Below are 22,168 nucleotides of genomic sequence, written 5' to 3'. Positions count from 1 at the left end.
GTTGAGAATGGAATGAATCATATGAGTCATAAAAATAACTATAAAGATAGCCTCAACCTGCCAGAAACAGGCTTCCCAATGAGGGGTAATTTAGCCCAGCGCGAACCCGAGATGCTCAAACGCTGGGAGAATGAAAATTTATTTGCCCTTGTTCGCGCCGCTAAAAAAGGCAAAAAATCGTTTTTATTACACGATGGCCCTCCTTATGCGAATGGGGATATTCATATTGGTCATGCCATGAATAAAATTCTCAAAGACATCATTATAAAATCAAAAGGGATGTCGGGTTATGACGCACATTATATCCCGGGCTGGGATTGTCATGGATTACCGATTGAATTAAAAGTGGAACAATTGCTCGGCAAGGCCAATGAAAAAATCAGCTTGTCCGAATTTCATGCGGCCTGTCGCGAATATGCGTCGGAACAAGTGAACAAACAGAGAAAAAGTTTTATTCGACTGGGCGTTATAGGTGACTGGGATCACCCTTACTTAACGATGGATCACCAAACAGAAGCCAATATTATTCGCGCTTTCAGCAAAATTATCGAAAACGGTCATGTTTACAAAGGGATTAAGCCGGTTTATTGGTGTACAGATTGTACTTCTTCTTTGGCAGAAGCCGAGGTGGAATATTATGATAAAACCTCTTTGTCGATCGATGTCCGTTTTCTTGCGGTCGATCCCAAAGCCGTTGTCGCCCGATTTGGTGTTGATTCTGAAAGTGCCTCTGTTTCTGTCATTATCTGGACCACTACCCCCTGGACTTTACCTGCAAATCGAGCGATTGCACTTCATCCAGAGGTGACTTATCAACTGGTACGCATGGCCGATGACTATTTTATTCTGGCAGAAGATTTAATAGAAACGGCGATGTGGCGTATTTTTAAACAAAATCGAGAAAAAGAATGGCAAGTGATCGGCCAGTGCTCAGGTAGGGATTTGGAGCATCTGCGCTTTAAACATCCTTTTATGGATTTTGATGTGCCTATCATTTTAGCAGATTATGTCACAGTGGACGCAGGAACCGGTGCCGTACATACCGCCCCGGCACATGGGCCCGATGATTTCGTGATCTGTCAAAAATATGGGATTGAAACCTTCAACCCTGTCGGGCCTGATGGCTGTTATTTACAAAATACCGATCCCAGATTAGATGGCCTTTTTGTGTTTAAGGCAAATGACGTTGTGCGCGAGATTTTGCGCGACAACCGCACACTCATGCATGCTGAACAATTAGTGCACAGCTATCCTTGCTGCTGGAGACACAAAACGCCTTTGATCTTTAGATCCACATCGCAGTGGTTTATCAGCATGGTAAAGCAGACTTTACGTAAAAACGCATTATCAGCAATTCAAAAAGTCAAATGGATTCCTCATTGGGGTCAGGCTCGCATTGAATCCATGGTGACCCATCGTCCAGATTGGTGCATTTCTCGTCAACGTACCTGGGGTGTGCCCATGTCTCTTTTTATTCATAAAGAAACGGAGGCCTTGCATCCTCGAACTCAAGAATTAATGGAAGAAGTCGCACAAAGAGTCGAAAAAGAAGGCATTCAAGCCTGGTGGAATATATCGCCAGAGGAAATGTTAGGTGAAGAAGCGGCCTATTATATCAAAGTGCCGGATACTTTGGAGGTTTGGTTTGATTCTGGTTCCACGCATTCTTCTGTTGTAGAGGCTCGTTATGGGCTCAATACAGATATTGATATGTGCTTGGAAGGATCTGATCAGCATCGCGGCTGGTTTATGTCTTCGCTGATGTTATCTGCCGCAATGAAAAACAAAGCGCCTTATAAAGAAGTGTTAACGCACGGTTTTGTGGTCGATGGCCAAGGGCGAAAAATGTCTAAATCTATCGGCAATACGGTGGCGCCTCAAGATGTGACCAATAAGCTGGGTGCAGATATATTTCGACTTTGGGTAGCCTCAACGGATTATACGAGTGAAATGGCGGTTTCAGACGAAATACTGCAGCATTCTGCGGATGCTTATCGACGTATTCGCAATACGGCGCGTTTTCTTTTAGCCAATTTAAAAGATTTTGATCCTGCAACAGATTTAGTGTCTCCAGAAGACATGGTCATGTTAGATCGTTGGTCTGTGAGCTGCGCGGCACATGCCCAAGCCGATATCATCAAAGCTTATGAACATTACGATTTTCATTTTGTGGTACAACGTTTAATGCAATTTTGTTCCGTCGAAATGGGATCTTTTTATCTCGATATCATTAAAGATAGACAATATACTGTTAAAAATGACAGCTTGGCTCGCCGTAGTGGTCAAACTGCATTATTCCATATTGTACACGCCCTGGTTCGCTGGTTAGCGCCCATCCTCTCTTTCACTGCTGATGAAATTTGGCAATATTTACCTGGTCATGATTCGCATCGTGCAAAATATTCTTCTGTTTTTACTCAAGAATGGTATCCGCATTTATTGACCTTAGAGGAGAACAAAGATCCTTCTCATCCTCTAATGAATGATGCATTTTGGCGAAAAATATTGCGGGTGCGTAGTGAAGTGAATAAAGTTTTGGAAGAAGCGCGTAAAAATAAACAGATTGGAAGTTCTCTGGAAGCCTCAGTGACTTTATATGCTCAGCCTGAATTGGCAAGCGATTTGAACAGCTTGCAAAGCGAGCTCCGGTTTGTATTACTCACTTCTTCTGTACGTGTTGCTGACTATAAAGAGGCAGATGACAAGGCACAAAAAACGGAACAATTGATGAACGAATTAAAAATCACGATCAATAAAGCACAAGGGCAAAAATGCCCCAGGTGTTGGCATTACACGGTAGGCGAACAGGGTGAACTTTGTCCGCGTTGTGTGAGTAACGTAGCCGGTCCCGGTGAAGAACGTAAGTTTGCTTAAATGAACAAAATAAACCGTTCGATGGGTATGACTCAATTGCGTTGGTTGTGGCTTTCTGTCGTGGTCATGGTGTTAGATCTCGCCAGTAAATATTGGATCATTCATCATTTTGATTTATATGAAACACGGCCTTTGATTCCTTTTTTGAACATGACTTATGCTCAAAATACAGGGGCCGCATTTAGTTTTTTGGCAGACAGCGGCGGTTGGCAACGTTGGTTTTTTATTCTGGTCGCTGTTTTGATTATCGCTATCCTGATGAGATTAATGTATCGCTCAACAGAAAATAAATGGATAAACGCCGCTTATGCTCTCATCATTGGGGGTGCCCTTGGAAATTTATGTGATCGAATAGCGAATGGCTTTGTGATCGATTTTATTGATTTTTATGTCAACCAATGGCATTGGCCTACCTTTAATTTGGCTGATTCTGCTATTTGTATCGGTGCTTTATTCATATTTTTAGAAGGATTTTTAAATCCGGCTTCAAAAAAACAGATCACTCAAAAAGAGAAATAAGATGTCACCAGTCGTTCCAAATTCGGGCAAGAACAAAAACGGGGATATTAAAAAAACAGTTCCTGCTTCATCTTCTGATGTGAATCAAATCAAATTCAATCAATATATTGACACCGTTTCCATCAAAAAAGACCATATTTGCAATAGCCTGGAAAATCGGATAGAAAAAAACAGTGCCGTTCTGCTGCATTTTACGCTGACTTTAGAAGATGGCTCTATCGCCGAATCTAGCCGTCTTTCGGGCAAACCTGCTTTATTTTGTTTGGGTGATCAAAGCTTATCTGACATGTTAGAAGCCCAATTATTGGGCTTAAAGGTCAATGATAAAAAAAAATTTACACTCCCCGCAGTTGCCGCTTTTGGTGAAAAAAATCCTGATTTGATTCAATATTTTTCCAGAGAGGATTTTTCAAATATAGGTCTACCTGAGGTCGGGGCAGTCATCTTATTCACGGCGATCAATGGCCGTGAAATGCCTGGGATTGTGTATGAAGTGATGGCAGAGTCTATTACTGTGGATTTTAATCATCCTTTAGCAGGACATTCTGTGAATTTTGATATTGAAGTATTAAAAATTGATCCTCAAGACGGTAAAAAAAATGAAAATATTGTTGGCTAACCCAAGAGGATTTTGTGCGGGTGTGTATCGTGCGATCAGCATTGTAGAAAGTGCGTTAAAAATATACGGTCCACCCATCTATGTGCGCCATGAGGTTGTCCATAATCGCTATGTTGTCGAAGATTTACGCAAGAGAGGGGCAATATTTATTGAACATATTTCACAGGTGCCGGATGGGTCCGTGCTGATTTTTTCTGCTCATGGTGTTTCGCAGGCAGTCAAGGCGCAGGCCAAGGCACGTCAATTAAAAATACTGTTTGATGCCACTTGCCCCTTGGTCACTAAAGTGCATATGGAAGTGCTTCGTGCCAGCCGTAAAGGGCAAGAAGCCATTTTGATTGGGCACGCGGGGCATCCTGAAGTTGAGGGCACGATGGGGCAATATGATAACGCATCCGCAGGGGTTTATTTGGTGGAATCTGTGGAAGATGTCAATCAATTAAAAGTCAAAGACGAAAACAACCTCTGTTTCATGACCCAAACCACCTTATCTGTTGACGATACCCTCGAGATCACTTCAGCGCTTCAAAAGCGATTCCCTAAAATCATTGGGCCCCGTAAAGACGATATTTGTTATGCCACGACGAATCGGCAGCAGGCAGTCCGTGAATTGTCAGAAAAAAGCGACATGGTGCTGGTGGTCGGTTCAAAAAATTCCTCTAACTCAAATCGTTTGGCGGAGCTGGCCAAACGAATGGGCAAACCTGCTTATCTCATTGATTCTGATGCAGACATTCATGCTGACTGGTTAAAGAACATCAAATATATTGGTGTGACAGCAGGTGCTTCGGCACCTGATGTGTTAGTGCAGAAAGTCATTATTACGTTGCAATCATTAGGTGCTGATGAATCGATTGAAATGATGGGCCAAGAGGAAAATATCGTTTTTGAAATACCCAAACAGTTAAGGATTCATGCCACAGAAATCTCTTGTAGCTAGGTTCTGACATCCCCTTTTCTCTCCTGTAAAAAATGTTTTTAGCTGTATAAAAAATGGAGGTATGGCCACTTTATGCGATACAGCGGCCACTATGTGTCAAGCAGTGATCGTCTTGATTCTCATTTGCTTTACATTTTAAAGGACAGAGACTATGAAAATTTTAGAACCATCTTCCACTCCACAGATTTTTATCATTTTTTATCTTGCGCTTTATGCGATTATTTGGACATGTGCAGGTTATTTTTTGAATCCCAGTGTGCCTTATGATGCTGTTGAAGCGTTAAATTGGGCCAATAACCTGGAATTTGGATCACCTAAAAATCCTTATATGGTTAGCCTTGTTATGTTTCCTTCATTATTGCTGAAAAAGTGGGTCGCCCTTGATCTTTACTGGTATGCCTCTCATTTTTTAGCGGTTTCTTTGGGTATGCTGGGGGTTTGGTTGCTGGGTTTACGACTGTTTGGTCGTCCTATCCTCGCTTTCTTTTCTTTAATGAGCCTGAATTTAACGGGCATTATTAATTTTGATATTCTTCCTTATAACGACAATTATTTACTGGTGATGTTTTGGCCTTATCTTTTCCTTTTTTTTATTAAAGCCCTCTACGATCATCAAAAATATTGGTTTTTGTTGGCCTTATGTTCTGGGTTAGCGGCAATGTCAAAATATTCTTCATTCGCTTTTTTACCCTTTATGTTGATTTCTCTTTTATTCACCTCGACAGGAAGAAAAGCATTTAAATATAAAGAATTCTATTTTTCTATATTACTTTTTATCTTGATCATAACCCCTAATTTCATTTGGCTTTATCAGCATGACTTTGCTGCCTTTAATTGGGTGAAATCTCAAATAAAACCCGCATTAAATCTTACAGTTATCATTGCTTTTTTATGTGTGTTTTATCCTGTTATCATTATTTTACTGATTTTATTGCCTTTAGGCGCAAAAATAGCGTATCCCAATACAGAAGAAAAAAAACATTTTGTCTTTATTTGTTTATCTCCTGTTTTCTGTATTTTTATTTATTTCCTTTTTAATGAAGGGGGGCGAATCACTGAATGGATGCAACCTTTTGCTATATTAGCCTCATCACTGACATTGTGTTTTTTAAATGTGGATAAAATTAAAAAATGGCGAAATATGAATTTATGTTTATTATTTTTTTCTATATTAGTGTGTTCTGGTTACATACTCGTTTTGCATAATAATATTAAAGGTGCAGGTAAAAAACTGGATTTTATCAAAAAGGTGAGCGCTCAATTGAATGAATTATGGAAAAACGAATATCACACCCCTTTAAAATATGTAGGAGGAGGGTATTTATCTCAATGGTTGACTTTTTATTCCCCCGATCATCCTTTCATCACGACAAAATGGTCGAATGAAAACAAACCCAATATTTACAATGCGCATATTTCTCTGGATGATCTTCAAAATTCAGGTGCATTATTTTTAAGTCATTCTGGAGAAAACTGTGAGACCGCCGATTTTAATGATGTCAAAAAAGATTATCCAGGCATTCATTTAACGAAAAAGCGCGATTATGGCTTTACAACAGCAAAGGGAGAACATATTCAAATATGTTTGGCGTTTTTGGCACCAAAAAAATCAAGATGAAAAATGATCCGATACGTTCTGCAGCTCTTGGACTCATAGCCCCAATATCGTTTTACATAAATGGCTATTTTTTAAATAGATGCTCTGTATTAATCATTTCGGTTTCCTCTTTTCTCAAAAAAAACACGCATTATCTTTTACTATCCGATAAAAAATGCAGGTTCTTACGAAGCAACTCCTTTGTTAAAGCCACATTTTTCGGAGGAACAGGAGGTGGTTTTTCAGAAGGGGTAGCCGATTTACTCCTCGTATTTTGAGAATTGAGTGTTTTATTTGTTTTTTTAACCCTCGCATACAATCCCTTCTCATACAATTCCTCTATTTGATTATCTGTAAGTGGAGTTCGAGCGCTAGCTTCAGTAGGTTGTGTTTCTCCATTTTCTCTTAGATTAGAAGGCTCCTCATATATGGGTTCTGCTATGGGTTTTGCCGTTTTTTCTTCTGATTTTTTTAGCGAATCAGGACGCGATGCAAAAATGGGCTCGTTATATGTATTTCTTAATATATTTGAACCCTCGTCAGCATTCTTGGAATAATTTTCTGTAGGCTTAGGTATAGAGGTCATTTTATTTGATTTATCATCTGATAATGAATAAGACCCTTTTTTTGTTTTTATTTTTGGTACCATTTTAAAAGTATTTCTCAAAAGCTTAAGAGATTGACGAAATAATTTTTTGACCCCAGATTTTGCTTTACCATCAGATAATGATGCTTCATTAACGCTTTTATCTGTAAAAACAGATTCGTTTGTTGCGTTTGTGTATTTTGTTAGTCTACATTCCATCCCCATAATCGCATTTTCTCTTTTTAATTATACAAAATGTTTAAAAAACCTTATGAGAAAATATAATTTTTTTATCTTACAAAAAATATCAAAAAACGCTCATTCACCACATTTAAAACAAAATCATTTTTAAAAATAACTCAATAAGCCATATTCAGATGAAAAAACAGGCAAACTTGAGCCAATGCCATTTTTGAATATGCCATCACCGTTGTCGGCTGAGGTTAACAAGGGATTTTTTTGAAAAACCAGATGAAAATATTGGTGATCGCGCCTTCATGGGTGGGGGATATGATGATGTCTCACAGTTTGTATCGCACGCTGAAAGTGCGTCACCCCAATGCAACAATAGATGTGATGGCGCCGGAGTGGTGCCGTGCCTTACTGTTAAGGATGCCAGAGGTGGCGCAGATATGGACGATGCCCATCGGTCACGGTCAGTTGGCGCTTTTTGAGCGGCGACGTCTTGGTATTCAATTGCGTTCTGAGCGTTATCAACGCGCGTATATATTGCCTAATTCATTTAAATCGGCGTTGATCCCTTTTTTTGCACGTATTCCGCACCGGATTGGGTGGCGTGGTGAAATGCGATACGGCCTGTTAAACGATTGGCGAATATTAAACCCCGCCGCATTCCCGATGATGGTGCAACGTTATGTGGCACTCGCTGATGATGTTGCTGATATGAAAATCCAGGCGTTATCGGCGGCCCATTTACCTCAACCTTTTCTGTGGCCTCAGTTGCAGGTCACAGAAAAAGCAGTGGCAGAGGTCAAAGCGGTTTTTTCTTTAAAAAATGACACCCCGCTGATAGGGTTTTGCCCAGGGGCCGAATTTGGCCCGGCAAAACGTTGGCCCCATTATCATTATGCGGCTTTAGCGCAAACACTCATTGAGAAGGGGTATCAGATCGTTTTATTGGGATCGGCACAAGATAAACACACAGGGCACAAGATCAGATCGGCCCTCAACCCAAAAGCGCAACAACACTGTCATGATTTCACCGGCCACACTTCGCTTGAACAGGCAATCGACCTGATTGCGGCTTGTAGCGCGATAGTGACGAATGACTCGGGTTTAATGCATATCGCGGCGGCTTTAAATCAGCCATTGGTCGCGTTGTATGGGCCGAGTAACCCTGATTTTACGCCCCCTTTATCCCCAAAAGCCCAGGTCATCCGTTTGATCAGCGGCTATCATAAAATTCGAAAAGGCGACGATTCGGAGGGGTATCATGACAGTTTGATTGGGATCACACCCGAGCAGGTAATGGCCGCTTTGCAAACATTGTGTGATGCTTCTTACCCTGATGAAGCACAGGAATAAACTCGATTGATGCAGGTTCTGTTAGTCAAAACTTCCTCTATGGGCGATGTGTTACACACGTTGCCCGCGTTGACGGATGCTATGAACGCGCGCGAAAAAATTCGTTTTGATTGGGTCATCGAAGAGAATTTTGTTCAAATCCCCACTTGGCACCCCGCCGTAGATAAAGTCATCCCAGTGGCCATTCGACGTTGGCGTCAACACTGGTTTAGCAAATCCGTGCGTGCAGAGCGGGCGCTTTTTAAACATGCATTACAAAAAAAGCACTATGATGTGGTGATAGATGCCCAGGGTTTACTCAAAAGTGCGGCCTTGATCACGCGCCTTGCGCGGGGCATCAAGCATGGGTTTGACCGCCAAAGTGCGCGTGAAGCTTTTGCCAGTGCGTTTTATCATCAGCGCCACCGGGTGGATAAAAACCAGCATGCGGTCGAAAGGCTCCGTGATTTATTGGCGAAAAGCCTGGGCTATTCAAAACCGTCTTGTCGTGGTGACTATGCCATCCGTTCTGTATTTGTTTCAAAAAACACTCAAAATGAACCTTATCTGGTTTTTATTCATTCAACGACACAAGAGGCAAAGCATTGGCCTGAACTACATTGGCGAAACCTGATTGAGCAGATCACAAAAGGAGGGGCCCCTATAAAAATCAAGTTACCCTGGGGAACGGAGCCCGAATATCAACGGGCCTGCCGTTTGGCTGAGGGTTTTTCTCAAGTTGAGGTATTACCCCATTGTGATTTAGAAGCCATCGCCCACATTCTGGCTTCCGCTCAAGCCGTGGTCTCTGTTGACACGGGTTTAAGCCACCTGGCGGCGGCGTTGGGTAAACCTAATCTCACTTTGTTTGGCCCAACAGACCCCCTATTGATAGGGGGCTATGGTGACCATCAAATGTCGATCGTTTCAGAGACAAAAAAAATGGAAGCGATTTTTGTTGATAAAATCATGTCTGCCTTAAAACAGTACATTTTGTAACTGTGTGGTTTTTTTATCCATAATATATGGATTCCTCCTCATGCTCAGGCAGATGTAAAACAGGCGTCATCATTAAAATATCCGCATTTTCTTTTGACGGGCTCGTTTTTGACCCTGTTGAAAGGTCGATTTGATATCTGTCTGGGGTTTCCAGGCTGCTCAGTATTCTTTCAGAAGACGCATCGATGGTGAACGTTTTATCCAGGCGGATCCAATCCCCATCCGGATCGATAAATTTCACCTTGAGTTGATGTGGGCCTTCTGCTAAGGGCATTTCGACAGTGAATACCCCTTGGTTGTCAATCAGCTCAAGCGCATATTCGGGGCGATTATCCAGGGTGACCAGTGCTTTGACGGCATCGGGCGCTTCTTTCGGGGCGTTGAGTGTGAAGCTGGGGGTGAGATCCGCAGTGGTGTTTTCCTCTGATGTGATGGGGTTGTTGAGCTCAATCGGATTTTGTGGGGCGGCCGCCTTCGGTTCCTCCACCAGCTGAGTAGGGATATCCTCTTTTTGGGGTTGAGTCGGGTTGACTTGCTGTGCCTCAATTTCTGTAGGTTGATCGATTCCCTCTGTGAGTGGGGGGCTGAATTTTGTGAGCGGTAGGCTTGTATCGATTTTATCTTTTTCTTTTTCGTTGATTTCAGAGAACAAAGCTTCGGGGGCTCTTTCTAATGCTACTTCTTCTAGAGCTTCTTCTTTTAAACTACGCTTACTATGTGTTTTATCATTATGGCAATATTTTTGCGAACCTGGGAACATTGTTAATGAGCATAGATCAGAGTCTTCTCGAATTTCTTCATAATCATCTGTACTTCTTGTGCTAATCTCTACCTCTTTAAAATAAGAGATAACACCTGAATCTCTATCTTTGAGAAAAATTCTTACAAACTTGTGGCTTCCTGAACTCCCTTGCCCTTCGAAGCCTCCTTTTACTTTTGATGTAAATTCTCGTGTATTTGTGTTATAGTCGCTAGAAATAATCTCTTCTTTTTTGTTGTAAGCATTTGTGAAAATCAATTCTAGATTTCTTTTTTGCAATTTTTGATCGATTTCTACTCGGATCGAATACACTTTTTTTCCATCAATGTTGTCCTCTTTTTTAATAGAAATCTTTTTAGGCCGCATATCCCATCGGGCTTCAATTATGTTTTCATCCTCTTTTTTTATTGCCTGTAACGCTAATATACCCAAATCGTTATACTGCCCATCAGATCCAGATAAAAATTTCATAACCTGTTTTTTATGGATAAATTTAATTGTACACTTGTCTTTATTTAATTCTTTTGAATCACTATCAATATCATTGTATCTGAAACGCCACCAGGTATTTTCTGGATCGCCATAATGATTATGACGCCCCGCTGTCTGCCCTTCTTCTGCATCTATATAGAGGTATTTTGTCAACTCATAATCTACCTGGTTATCAAACTCAATCACTTGATAAGGTTGATCAGGGTCTGTCAATCTCTTGTAGTAGACATAATTCACAGGTGCGTGGCCGTTTCGCATCTCTAATACATGATCAAAATTGAAACCGATTTCTTCGCGTGGCTGTTTTTCTGAAATGTATTGAGCAGCATCTTTTAAATGAAATCCAGCCTGATATTGTTTTGTGATAAAATTCCAATAAATAAAGACATCGGGTATTTCTTTTTCAACAATCTGACTTTCTCCTCCATCTGCAGTTGAAGCAAACACGTTAAATTTCTTTAAATTCTTATAAAGTGGCTTTATCGCTATCAAAATTTGATCTCGAGTAGCTTCGTAACTTTTTGCAGAAAAATCCTCATTATTATTGCTTATATTTAGTGTTTGTCCTTTTTTTACATCTCCTTTAACCACCAAGAGGTTACTACTGCTTCCTGAGAAGGTATATTCAACATTTTGAGGCGGTTTAGGTATGGTTCTTTGAATTTGTTCGCTTTCGTGCCCTGCCCGGCTGACATAAGCAGTAAATTTGTCTGTGAATGCGTTGTTAGTTGTAAATTGAAAACTATTGTTTGTTAAATTATCGCTAATCACTGTATATTGGTATTCAGTGCCTTGTTCTTTAATGATAATTTTATCGCCTTCTTTTATTTTTTTGTCGCTGTTATCAATGTAGATTTCAAGATACTTACCTAAATCCTTATATTTAGTGATGTTGGGCGGGAGTGGTATTTCGACCTGAGTATTCTCGGATTGGTTGCCGATATCGTCTTTAACGAAGAGGGTAAAGCTTTTCTGTTGCCCCCAAGGTTGGGTAGTAATGAATGTCTCATCTGAGAATAACGAATCTCCGTTTTGCTTTTTTATATTTATCTCAGTTTGCCCATGAAATTGAATAAAAATATCTGTGTTTTTTGGTTTTTTTCCTTCTATGTTGATGGTTTTCCCCTGGTCCTGATCGCCGTCCTTGAAAGTGTACTTAACATCATACACTGCTTCGGGTTTCTTTCGGTTGATGGTCAGGGGTTTCTCGAAAGTTGTTGCTTTCGTATATTGTTCATTATTGGCATAAGTCAACTCTACAGTGACTTTGTATTCTCCTTCTGGAAAGGGGGCTTCTTTTGTAAGAGAACTTTCTTTTATCAATTCAATTTTGTATTCCTTGCTATTTTTAACATCTATAGGCTCGAAGTCTTTTAAAGAATATGTATAAGTCTTTTTATCTATTTTATTTTCAAGCTTCAGATTAACCTCATTCACCGCGGCATCGCTCATGTTCTTAAAGAGTAAAACAGGTTGGTTATGATTCGTTTTGAAATCCCCCTGAGTGCCTGAGTCGGTCTCCGGATCGAGTATGAGGGTCGGATCTATGAAAGTATATGGGACGATTTTTTTGATTTGGAATGGATCATCCTTGTTATTGCTTGTATTTCCTGCCTTGTCTGTAAAAGTGACTGTGATTGAGTATGTTTGGTTATCTTTTAAAGCATTTTGAATACCACTCCACTCTTTTAATTTGTTTTCAACATTATTCGGATTATCTACCTCATAATCATAATCATAATCATCTCCTGTAATTTTAATGTTTATCTTATAGATATCGTTTGGGATGCTTCCAATCACAAAGTTTGGCTTCTCTTGTGTTGTTTCTTGTGTTGCTTTGGATTCAGCATGCTTTGTAACTGAATCTCTCAGTTTGATAGTAGGTGTTTCGGGAGGGGTCGTGTCAACCACAAACTCTACATTTGTTTCCTTTTTAATTCCTAACACATCTGTGGCGGTGACTTTCAATGTATATTCACCATCAGGCTGCTTAGTGGGTATCTCGCCCATCCAGACTTCTTTTTCAGTTCTGAGATTTATAGTAGTGGTTTTTGAACTGCCCTTTTGATTAGGGATGAGTTCCGCCTTCATCTCAACATAAGGAAATAGCGTATGATCATCCAGGCTGATTGTTAAGTTTCTCTTATTAATTTGACCCATATTGACTTTGTTGATCATATGAGGCGTGCTGGTGGGCCCCGCCGCATTGGTGTTATCGGGCATTTCTATTTTGGGGGGATGCAATTCGCCCAGTACCATAAATTGGTCCTGCGCATTACTTGTATTGCCCGCTTTGTCTGTGACTGTGACTAATAAATTATGGGTACCCAATGAAAAAGGATGATTATAAGTAAACTCCCAGACGTTTTTTTTATACAACTTCATACCGGAAAGCAATCCGTTTTTGTTTGTTGGGTCTAAGAGGTTTTTATTTAACTTATTACCATCAAGGCTGACCTCAATATATTTTAGATCATTAATCTCTGCGTTAGTTTTAACTAAAAAGCGGAGTTGATTATTATTTTTTAGTACTTTGTTAAGTTTTTGATGGGTTACGTATGACCCTGTCAATATTTCAATCTCGGGTGGATTGGGAGCCGTGGTATCGATTTCAAACCTAAATGGGTCAGATATTTCAGAGGGTATACCGGCTTTATTGGTGGCTTTAACGGTAGCGGTATAGTTGCCTTCTGAGAGATTTCTTTGTACGTAAAAGAAAGTGTTATTTGTACTATCGTACCTCGCTATTGCATTCGTAGCCAGTGCTTGGTTTTTTGAGTCATTAATGAGGGTGACTTCGACGGCGTCTGGATCAACCGCATCCTGTATTGTATTAATGTTTGTGATTGAGAGTTTAGGGGATGGCTTATTGGTGATCTCTGTAGGATTATCTATGCCTGTGATGCTTTCACTGTCTAATCTGATTCCGGGTTTTTTAGGGGGATCAGCGTTAAAATGAACGATGATGTCGCTGGAAAAATGACTTGTACGTTCGAGTTGATTTTCGGATTGAACGGAGAGTGTGTAAGCACCTTTTGTGGTGAATGAAGTACCAGGCGTAAAGGTCCATTTTCCGTCTTTTTTTGTGGCTTCTTCTATTTTTTCATTACCCCCGGGGTCTTTTACTTTGACATGGACTTTTGTGACTGGATTTACATCATTTCTTTTCACCGTAATATTAAATTTAGGGGAGTTATTTTGGGTCCATGTTTCTGTTTGTTTAAGAGAAACTGGATAAGTGCTGTTATGGGCCGGCTCGAGTTCTATGGTGGGCACCTCGGGGAGGTTGTTGTCAATGGTAAGAGTGATTATATTGTCTTCGTTTGACATTGCGGATTTTTTGGCTCGATTAGTCACTTCAACTCTGACCTTATAGGTTCCGTCCGGCCAGTCATCTTTAGGAGTAAATCTGTAGGTTCCTGTATTATCTGGATCTTTCGTGAGCCTTCCTCCAAAATCATTATTGAGAGTTTGTACCTCTCCTTTGTCGTTGATTTTACATATAAACTCTTTTTTGACGGGGTCCTCGCCCTGGCTTTCACGAATAATTTTAATTTCCCTGACATGTTCACCAATCTGCTCAATCAGAAAAGTCGGTTTTTTTTCACTGGTTAATGGTGCGGCGACATCTTTTTGACTCTCTAAAGAGATTCGAGGGGGATCTACCTGGGCATTGAAGGTGAGTAAAAGAGCCTTAGCAGATTGTTGTACCCCACCCACGCCTACTACATCGAGTTTAATGTCATAGTCGCCGTCGTCTTGAAACTCGACTTTGATTTTCTCCGTGTTACTAAAAAATGGCCAGCCGCCCTCATTTTTTTTGTAATTTCTTGTAGCAAAAGGTATTTCCACTCCTTTTTTAGATACGGAGAAAGTCACTGACTCAGCCTCAGGATCTATATTTTTTATAATGAATGTGGGCTGTGTTTTATTGGTTATCTTTTTGTTATCTTTGTATTCGGTTGGATCATAGGGGGTATGATCATTTGTCTCAATCTCAATCTCGGGCTTTAGAAGCCCGTCGAGCATGTAAAAATTCATTGGCTCAGATGTTCCGGTATTGTCATGTTTATCGGTAACATTAGCCTCTATGGTGTAGTCTCCTTTAGAGATTGATTTTTCTGATAAATCCACTTTCCATACATTTTCTGTATTATTGTAGAGAGCCTCTATTTCGGGTCCTTCTTTTACATCCCCTTTTTTTAAAGACACCTTAACCTTACTCGAGCTTTTTTTTAACATCGCTGTATCGTCATTGACTGAAATCTTAAACTTCAAATCCTGTTTTTGGACTTTATTTTTGCCGCCTTCAGTGCGGACTTTTTCAGTATTTTCAAATTCAATCCTCGATTGAGGCGGTGTGGTGTAGATGTTCAGATCCGCAAGTGTTGTGCTTTTGCTTTGACCCGCCTGGTAGGTCACCTTGGCCGTGACGGTATACTCGCCCTGCTCTAATGCTGTGGAGGTGGTGAAATCAAATTCATCACTATTATCTGGTATGTCACTTTTTGCAAGATTTTGTATGACCGGTTGTTGGTCTGCACGATTCTTTTTTTGAAAAGTGACCACAATACTGTCAGGGTTATCCCGATCCAGGCGATCGAAAGCGATATTTTTGATGTGGAATTTCGGAGTCGTTTTATTGGTGACAGGTTTTTGAATGGTGCCGGTATTGTGAATAAGCTCGATGGTGTGGGTTGGGGCGTCAGCATGGTCAATCGTAAAGTCTAAGCTTCCAAGGGCGCTGGATATTTTTGTTTTTAATGTGACTGCGGCTTGAATCGTATATTGTCCATCTGCCAGTGACCTGAGTTGACTTTTATCAGCAAGTATCAACTGATTAACATTGAAAGTTCTTGTCTCTTTAGGGAATGTGTGCGAAGCCAATATTTCTTTTGTATTTCCTAGCTTATAAATGGTGATGGTAATTGTTTTTTCCCTGTCATCAATATTGTCCAGTTTAAAAGAGGGATTTTGGTTTTTTGTGATGAATTTTTTAATTTTATCAAATGCCTGGTTATCACTCTCATTCAGTGTTATTGAAGGTATTTTGGCGATCGCGGTGTCAATGTTGACCTCGAATGCAGCCGGGTTTTCCTGATTTGTATTGCTTGCACGGTCTGTAACGGTGAGGCTGATTTTATACTTCGCATTGTCTTGCCATTCTGAAGATTGATAAGTATAGCCACTATCGGTTTTCTTGATTCCTTTTCTCTCAATATCCTCTCTTTTACTAGTGTCTTCCAAATCCTTTATATCAAACTCAATTTTTTCGAAGTGTTCTGTCGCAGTGTTTTTATAGACCTGCAGTAAAATATGTTTGACATCGTCTTCAATATCCAACAGATTAAATCTGGGCGTTTTAGAGGCCACGGTGGCCCCAGATTCAGATGCAGATGAGCTCTTTCGTGTTTCTTCGTCCAAGGTAATTTGGGGCTGTTTTAATTTATTGTCAAACAGGACTGTGAGTGTTGTTTCAGGAGACGGTTCGGCATCCACAAAGGTGTTGACCGATAGCTTATAATCTCCATTGTCAGACCATTCTTTTTGCAATTGAAAGCTGTTTGTTAGCTGTTCTTTTTTTGTACTATCTTCAGCCAGGTTGTCAAAAGAGTCGTTTAATTGCCGTCCCTCAACAACGGGTGGGGTCGTCTTAATGTCCACCCTGGTGGCGTGTTCGTCGAGGTTAGTGAGACTGAACCTGGGTTTAGGTTTGTTGGTGATATGTACGTCAGTTTTCTTATGATACGACGTGTCATCGTCATCGATAAGACCAATTTCGGGTTTCTCTACGCTATCCTGTATGGTGAATGAGAGGGGTTCTTTCGAGATGCCAGTATTTCCATATCGATCGGTGACTTTAACGTTCAGTTGAAAGTCGCCTTTAGGCCAGGCGTTTGATTCATCTAAAGAAAACGTCTGTTCTTTTTTCCCCTCGTTATAACTAAATAAAGTGGCATTCTTTTTGCTGTGATAAAGTGTTTCTTTCGAAGACGTTTTATTAATCTGAGTCAAGGTCACTTCAATCTCATCAGATGCTTCTATCCGCTTCTCTTCTGTGCCTTTGATAACAAATTTTCTGTTTTGATTTTTTATGATGTTTTTTTCGCCCGACTTGTCGGGAGACGCCTCAGGGTGAAAATGGATAACGGGTTTAGGTTTGGTATCATCAAAATAAATTGTCTGTGTTTTTTGTGTTGACGGATTGCCTGCTTTATCGGTGAGTGTCACTACGATCTCGTAAGTTCCTTTAGACCAGGATTTTTGAGTGTTCACTGGCTGGGTGTTATTACCCGGAAATAGAGTATCCCTTATTTCTATTGTCTCTAATGTATTGTCATCAGATTTTTTTATCACCAAGACCTGCATTTTCCATACCCGTTGTTGGTCTCCGTCAGGAACGGTGATCAAAAAACCGGGTTTGGAGTTGTTGGTATAAATCCCACTTTCATCGAATGTCGATTTGCTTTCTGCATTGAGTTGAATATCCTGGACTCCAGGGGCATTTTGATAAAAATCGATGGCTATCTCAGTTGTAGGGCCTTGTTTTTTACCTTTATAGGGCCTGGCGCTGATGATATATTTCCCATCTTTGTCGAAAATGTTGTCTGAAATCTGCCAGGTTTCGTCTTTCTTTGGATCGAAACCCCCAGTGGATTCCAGTGTATGTATTTTTTCAATGCCCCCCTCAACTTTTTTATAAATTTCTATGCTGTCAATATTGTCTTCTTGCGTTCTAAAAATCAGTATGGGGTTTTTGTTTTTAGTGAAGTTTGATTTTTTATCCCCTGTTTTATCGTCGTCATGCAATGCAATATCCACCTTCTGAAGCTCACTGCTATTGATATTGAAATTTTGCGCCTTAGGGTTTTGATTGCCGGCCTTGTCTATAGCGGTGACGGTTAAGATGTAATCTTTTTGATTAAAGAGAATGCCTGGTTCGTAAATATACTCACCATTTGATATTTCTTTTGCTGTTAATGGCTTGCTTTCAATTGTTTTACCATCAGAAGAATTTTCAAGCTTAATATTGACTGAATCCATGTCTTCTTTATCAAATGTGATTTTGAATTGTGGGCTGTTATAAGTCAGTGTCATTGATCCAGGTGCTTTCACAGAACTCTTGCCCTCAGTACTACTCTCATCAACAAGTTCGATTTCAGTGGGTTGAATGAAAGGTTTAACATGAAAATCAAATGTATTTGATGCTTTTGCATTTTTAACATCAGTGACTGTCACAGTGGCTCGATATTTGCCTTTAGAAAAAAAGGATGTATTTTCTGTAAAAGCCACCCATTTTTTATCTTCTCTCTGCTTCGCAGTTATGTTTTCTGAGTCCCCCTCCTCTTGAAGCGATTTTATCTCCACCTGAACAGTCGGAAGATCTTGACCCTCAACAGTTTTGACGTTCGACACAATAAAGCCGAGTTTTTCTGTCTTATTTGTAAAATCGAGATATTTCCCTGTTTTAGTGTCATTATCAAAAGCAATCGAAGGCGTGGTTAATGCTCCTGAGATATAAAATCGGTAGGGTTGGCTTGCGTCGTCCCAGTTATTTTTTTTGTTTGAGGCATGGTCAGTGACCTCAACATGGAGCGTATAATTTTTATCAGCTTCTAAGTCTGAATCAAGAGTCATCTCCCATAGCCTGTTTTTGTCACTATTAGTAATACTGGCGTTTGTTTTGGTGAACGTGAATTTTTCTGTATCGAATCTATTTTCATTATTCTTAACCGCCCAAAGCTCTATTTTTCGAACATCGTCTGGCACGGTGATTTTGAATTTAGGCTTTTGACTTTTAGTCGTGTCAGATTTTAATGCTTTATCATCTGCATTCTGTACCAGTTCAATCTTTCCAATCTGCGTTTCCCTGTCCAGAGTGACTATTAATTTATCTGAATCCAATTGTTTTTTTAAATGATTGGATTGGACAGAAAAAGTGTATTCCCCGTCTTTTAAACTATCCTTACTCGCACTGTATTCAGCCTCCCAGGCTCCATTTACCTCACTCGCTAAAATATCTTTCATTAATATTACTGATTCGCCGTCTTTATCTTCATCATGTTGGCGTAGAGAGATGCTTGCCCCTGGCGCGGCTTGGCCCTTGAATTGAAAAATATCATCTTTAGTGATGTTTTTATTGGATTCACCAGGGAATTCAGTCGAATTTTTCAGTTCTATGGTTGGGGTGATTCCATCTGTGTCGATTGTAAATGCATACGGCGAGCTTAATTCGGATTCGTTGCCAACATCGTCTTTTAGTTTAACCTTCACTTGGTATAGACCTTTTTCCAGGTCTAGATTCTCAACTATGAAATCTCCACTTTGTGATATTTTACTTTTTACTTCTTTTGCTACTTCTACTTCTACTTCTACTTCTACTTCTGCTTCTGCTTCTGTCCCGTTTTTTTCAAAGGTGACGATAAAATCGCTTCCCGCTTCTCCTGTAATTTTAAATCTAGGCTTTGTGCTACTGGTGATGATCGTCTCGTCTCGTTTAGAGACAAGCCCACCTTCCTCAATAATCTCAATCGTGGCAGACTCAATACGGGTTTTTATCCAAAGCTCACGGGTGATATTGAGAGGTTCTATATCTTTTACTTGGCTTGTAGATGTTATTTTTACAGGGTATTCCCCCGCCGATAAATCACCAATATCAGTATTCCAATTCCCTTCATTATTGGCTTCAACATTATTTTTTGATCCATTTATATCAATAGTGATATTGGCATTTGGGTCTGCTTTTCCTTCAATTTTTAGATTGCTGGTTTTTTTTGTTTTCCATTCCAGGTGTTGATTAGAACGACTCTCCTCGCTTAAATAGGCTTCTAAAATCGTGGCTTTGGTTTGAACATTAAACTGAAACTCCGACTTTGTAGAAAAATTATTCGCGGCATCTTGAGCTTTAAATTTCAGGGTATGGAGTTTGGGTGTGAGAGATTCTGGAAACTTATATTCCCAATGGCCATCGCTCTCCACTTTGACCCTGTCTAAATATTTTCCCATATTATTCGGACCCGAATCCAAACCGGAATCTTCATAAATCCAAACCCAGCTAAATGAATCGCCTGTTCCTATTAATGTGGGCTGTTTTTCTGCTGTGGTCTGTGTGTTGTTTTTACCTATAGTTTTAAAATCTTCTTTTAATGAAATATTCTTTGGGGACTCAGGGGCAATGGTATCGATCTCATATTGGAATTCGAATTGGCCTTTATTGCCATACAGATCGGCGATATCAAATTTGAGAAGATTAGAACCACCTTTAGATGGTGTATTAAACCCTGCAAGACTCCATTTTCCCTGTTCATTTACTTTAATTTCCTGCTTATCACTTTCATTTTCATTATTTGAAAAAATGATAGTACTGTTCGGCTTCCCTTCTCCTTCAAATCCAGGATTTGTGTGACTCGTTATTGTATGATTATGGTTGTCTTTTACTTGTAGTGAGGTATTGTCCTTGTCTACAATTTTGGCATTGAAGCTACCTATATTCACATTATCATCAATCGTAAAAGTGAACTCACCATGGCCTTGTTTATTTTCTTCTGTCCTCTCGTCTGAGCGATTGCCTCTTTCATCGATGGCAACCCCCGTTATTGTATACTGTTGAGCCGCTAACTTCTTTTTCGGTTTAAAAAACCATTTGCCTTCTGTGACAGAGATATCTTCTGTTATCTTTTTTCCGTTTAAATAAAGTTCAATTTTTGCGCCGGCTTCTAATGTTCCTTTTAATACTGGATCTGTAAATCGAGTGAAAGTCTGACCCTCATGGATTTTAGGATGAGACTCTTCTGCAAGTTCAATGGTGGGAGCGTATGGAGGGATTGAATCCAGATTAATGGTTTTTTTGGCAGCAGCGATGTTTTTGGCCTTGTCTTCTGCAACGACGCTAATACTGTTATCCCCTTGCGCGAGTTGCCTGTCTTTAAAAGAATAGCTCCATACTCCTTTTTCATCGACGCTCACTGTGCCTAGTCGTGTTTCTTTATCATCGGTTGATTTTTTATTATAAACGCTGACTTGCGTGTTGGCTTCCGCCTTCCCGTGAATGGTCGGCGTCACATTTTTAATCAAAAAAATGTCAGAGCGCTCCTCTTGCGTGAGTGCAATGTCTTCTGAATTCATCTCAAAAGTAGGGGTTTGAGTGCTCGATTTAATCACGAGAGATAATTTTGCCTGGGCTTTATTCCCTTTATATTCTCCCAGTGCCATAAATTCATGGGGGCCATCTGTTAAATCAGTGGGAGTAAAGGTAAAATTACCTTGACCATCCGCTTTGGTGCTCCCTAATGTTGTGCTGCCTTTTTGAATCGTCACCTCAGTGCCTGGCATGGTGGTGCCCACTAATTTAGGTGAAGTCACGTTCGTTAAATTATCTTTTTGCCCGCTGCTATTACTCTTGTCGTCAAGCGCCAGACTGATTTTTAAATCGATTTTAGGGTTTGGGGCCGGGTTGTTTAATCCACTGCTTCGGTTGGCGTTTTTGTTGACCTGGGCAACTTCTACCGTTGTACTCGATTCTTTATGTAAAGAAGAGGCAGAATCCAGAGAGATGTCTCTTTCATCAGGGGTGATTTGAGCCAAGGCCGCTTTGGTGTTCGCTTGCGTTAAAAATTCATTGAGCGCTTCTTCAATTTGTTGAGAGGATTTTTGTGCTTCCTGCGCTTCTAACGCGGCTTTCTCGGCTTCTGATTTCTCTTTCTCGGCTTTTTCTCTTGCTTTTTCGGCCTGTCTCATTTTTTGTTTCAGCGCTTCCTGTTCTTCTTGAAGCACTTTATTTTGAACATGATCGACTAAAAAAGCATCGGCGCTTTTAAAGTCGATATTCTCAAGATTCACCTGACTGAGTAAGTCTTTACCTTTTAAAGAACCATCCTGAAACTGAAAAGACAGTTGGCTGTCTTTTAAGCTGGAATACATCGCCCCATTCACAATGGTCACACTGCCTTGGGGCGAGGTTAGTTTTAGGTCTGGACCTGATATCACCACTTGAATCTGATTTTTATTTCCTAATGCAGACAAATCAATCCTGGAATTATGTTGTGCAAATATTTTTTGAGTCGCCATCAGTTTTTCCTCTTTAAAAAATGAATTTTGATTGTAAAAACTCAGGGTTTTTTATGTTGCATTCGATGACAGCGCTCCGAGAAATGAGTGAGCGCTTTCGTTTCAGATTTTTTTAGGGACAAAATTTTATTTTGATGAAATTGTTGTTGATTATCAATTATAGTGAATGAATTAATTTTTAATATAAAACT

9 protein-coding genes are annotated in these 22,168 nt (G+C 40.1%); 7 read left to right on the top strand and 2 right to left on the bottom strand.

Annotation, left to right across the window (positions count from 1 at the left end; genetic code table 11):
- Positions 1-21 precede the first annotated feature (21 nt).
- The 5 genes from ileS (at position 22) to AACL23_RS02120 (ending at position 6,570) form a co-directional block, all read left to right on the top strand.
- Entirely contained in the window at positions 22-2,874 is a 2,853-nt protein-coding gene (gene ileS / locus AACL23_RS02140) for an isoleucine--tRNA ligase (protein ID WP_339049871.1), read from the top strand.
- Positions 2,875-2,883: 9 nt separating this feature from the next.
- A complete protein-coding gene (gene lspA / locus AACL23_RS02135) occupies positions 2,884-3,393 on the top strand; it encodes a signal peptidase II (protein ID WP_044612480.1) in 510 nt (169 codons plus the stop codon).
- A 148-nt stretch (positions 3,394-3,541) separates the two neighbouring features.
- Entirely contained in the window at positions 3,542-4,012 is a 471-nt protein-coding gene (fkpB, locus tag AACL23_RS02130) for an FKBP-type peptidyl-prolyl cis-trans isomerase (RefSeq protein WP_044612481.1), read from the top strand.
- Positions 3,993-4,952 (top strand): 4-hydroxy-3-methylbut-2-enyl diphosphate reductase, encoded by a 960-nt coding sequence (ispH, locus tag AACL23_RS02125; RefSeq protein ID WP_015873374.1) that lies wholly within the window; start codon positions 3,993-3,995, stop codon positions 4,950-4,952. The genes fkpB and ispH overlap by 20 nt, the downstream gene beginning before the upstream one ends.
- Positions 4,953-5,103: 151 nt before the next feature.
- A complete protein-coding gene (locus AACL23_RS02120) occupies positions 5,104-6,570 on the top strand; it encodes a glycosyltransferase family 39 protein (RefSeq protein WP_339049869.1) in 1,467 nt (488 codons plus the stop codon).
- Positions 6,571-6,700: 130 nt separating this feature from the next.
- Here AACL23_RS02120 and AACL23_RS02115 read toward each other — a convergent pair whose 3' ends face one another.
- On the bottom strand, positions 6,701-7,354 hold the full coding sequence (locus tag AACL23_RS02115; RefSeq protein ID WP_339049867.1) for a hypothetical protein: 654 nt from the start codon (positions 7,352-7,354) through the stop codon (positions 6,701-6,703).
- Positions 7,355-7,606: 252 nt separating this feature from the next.
- On the opposite strand from AACL23_RS02115, the gene rfaF reads away from it, so the two are divergent.
- Positions 7,607-8,680 carry an ADP-heptose--LPS heptosyltransferase RfaF gene (gene rfaF / locus AACL23_RS02110; RefSeq protein ID WP_339051539.1) on the top strand — a complete coding sequence of 358 codons (1,074 nt, stop codon included), beginning with the start codon at positions 7,607-7,609 and terminating at the stop codon, positions 8,678-8,680.
- Between the two features lie 9 nt (positions 8,681-8,689).
- On the top strand, positions 8,690-9,658 hold the full coding sequence (rfaC, locus tag AACL23_RS02105; protein WP_100096186.1) for a lipopolysaccharide heptosyltransferase RfaC: 969 nt from the start codon (positions 8,690-8,692) through the stop codon (positions 9,656-9,658).
- A gap of 13 nt (positions 9,659-9,671) precedes the next feature.
- Here rfaC and AACL23_RS02100 read toward each other — a convergent pair whose 3' ends face one another.
- Positions 9,672-21,977, bottom strand: coding sequence for an Ig-like domain-containing protein (locus AACL23_RS02100; protein ID WP_339049864.1), 12,306 nt, complete (start codon positions 21,975-21,977; stop codon positions 9,672-9,674).
- Between the last annotated feature and the right edge of the window lie 191 nt (positions 21,978-22,168).

It is taken from the genome of Candidatus Williamhamiltonella endosymbiont of Tuberolachnus salignus (assembly GCF_964019775.1).
GTDB lineage: Bacteria > Pseudomonadota > Gammaproteobacteria > Enterobacterales > Enterobacteriaceae > Hamiltonella > Hamiltonella defendens.
Note: the sequence above shows the minus strand (reverse complement) of the source record. Positions and strands in the feature narration are given on the sequence as shown.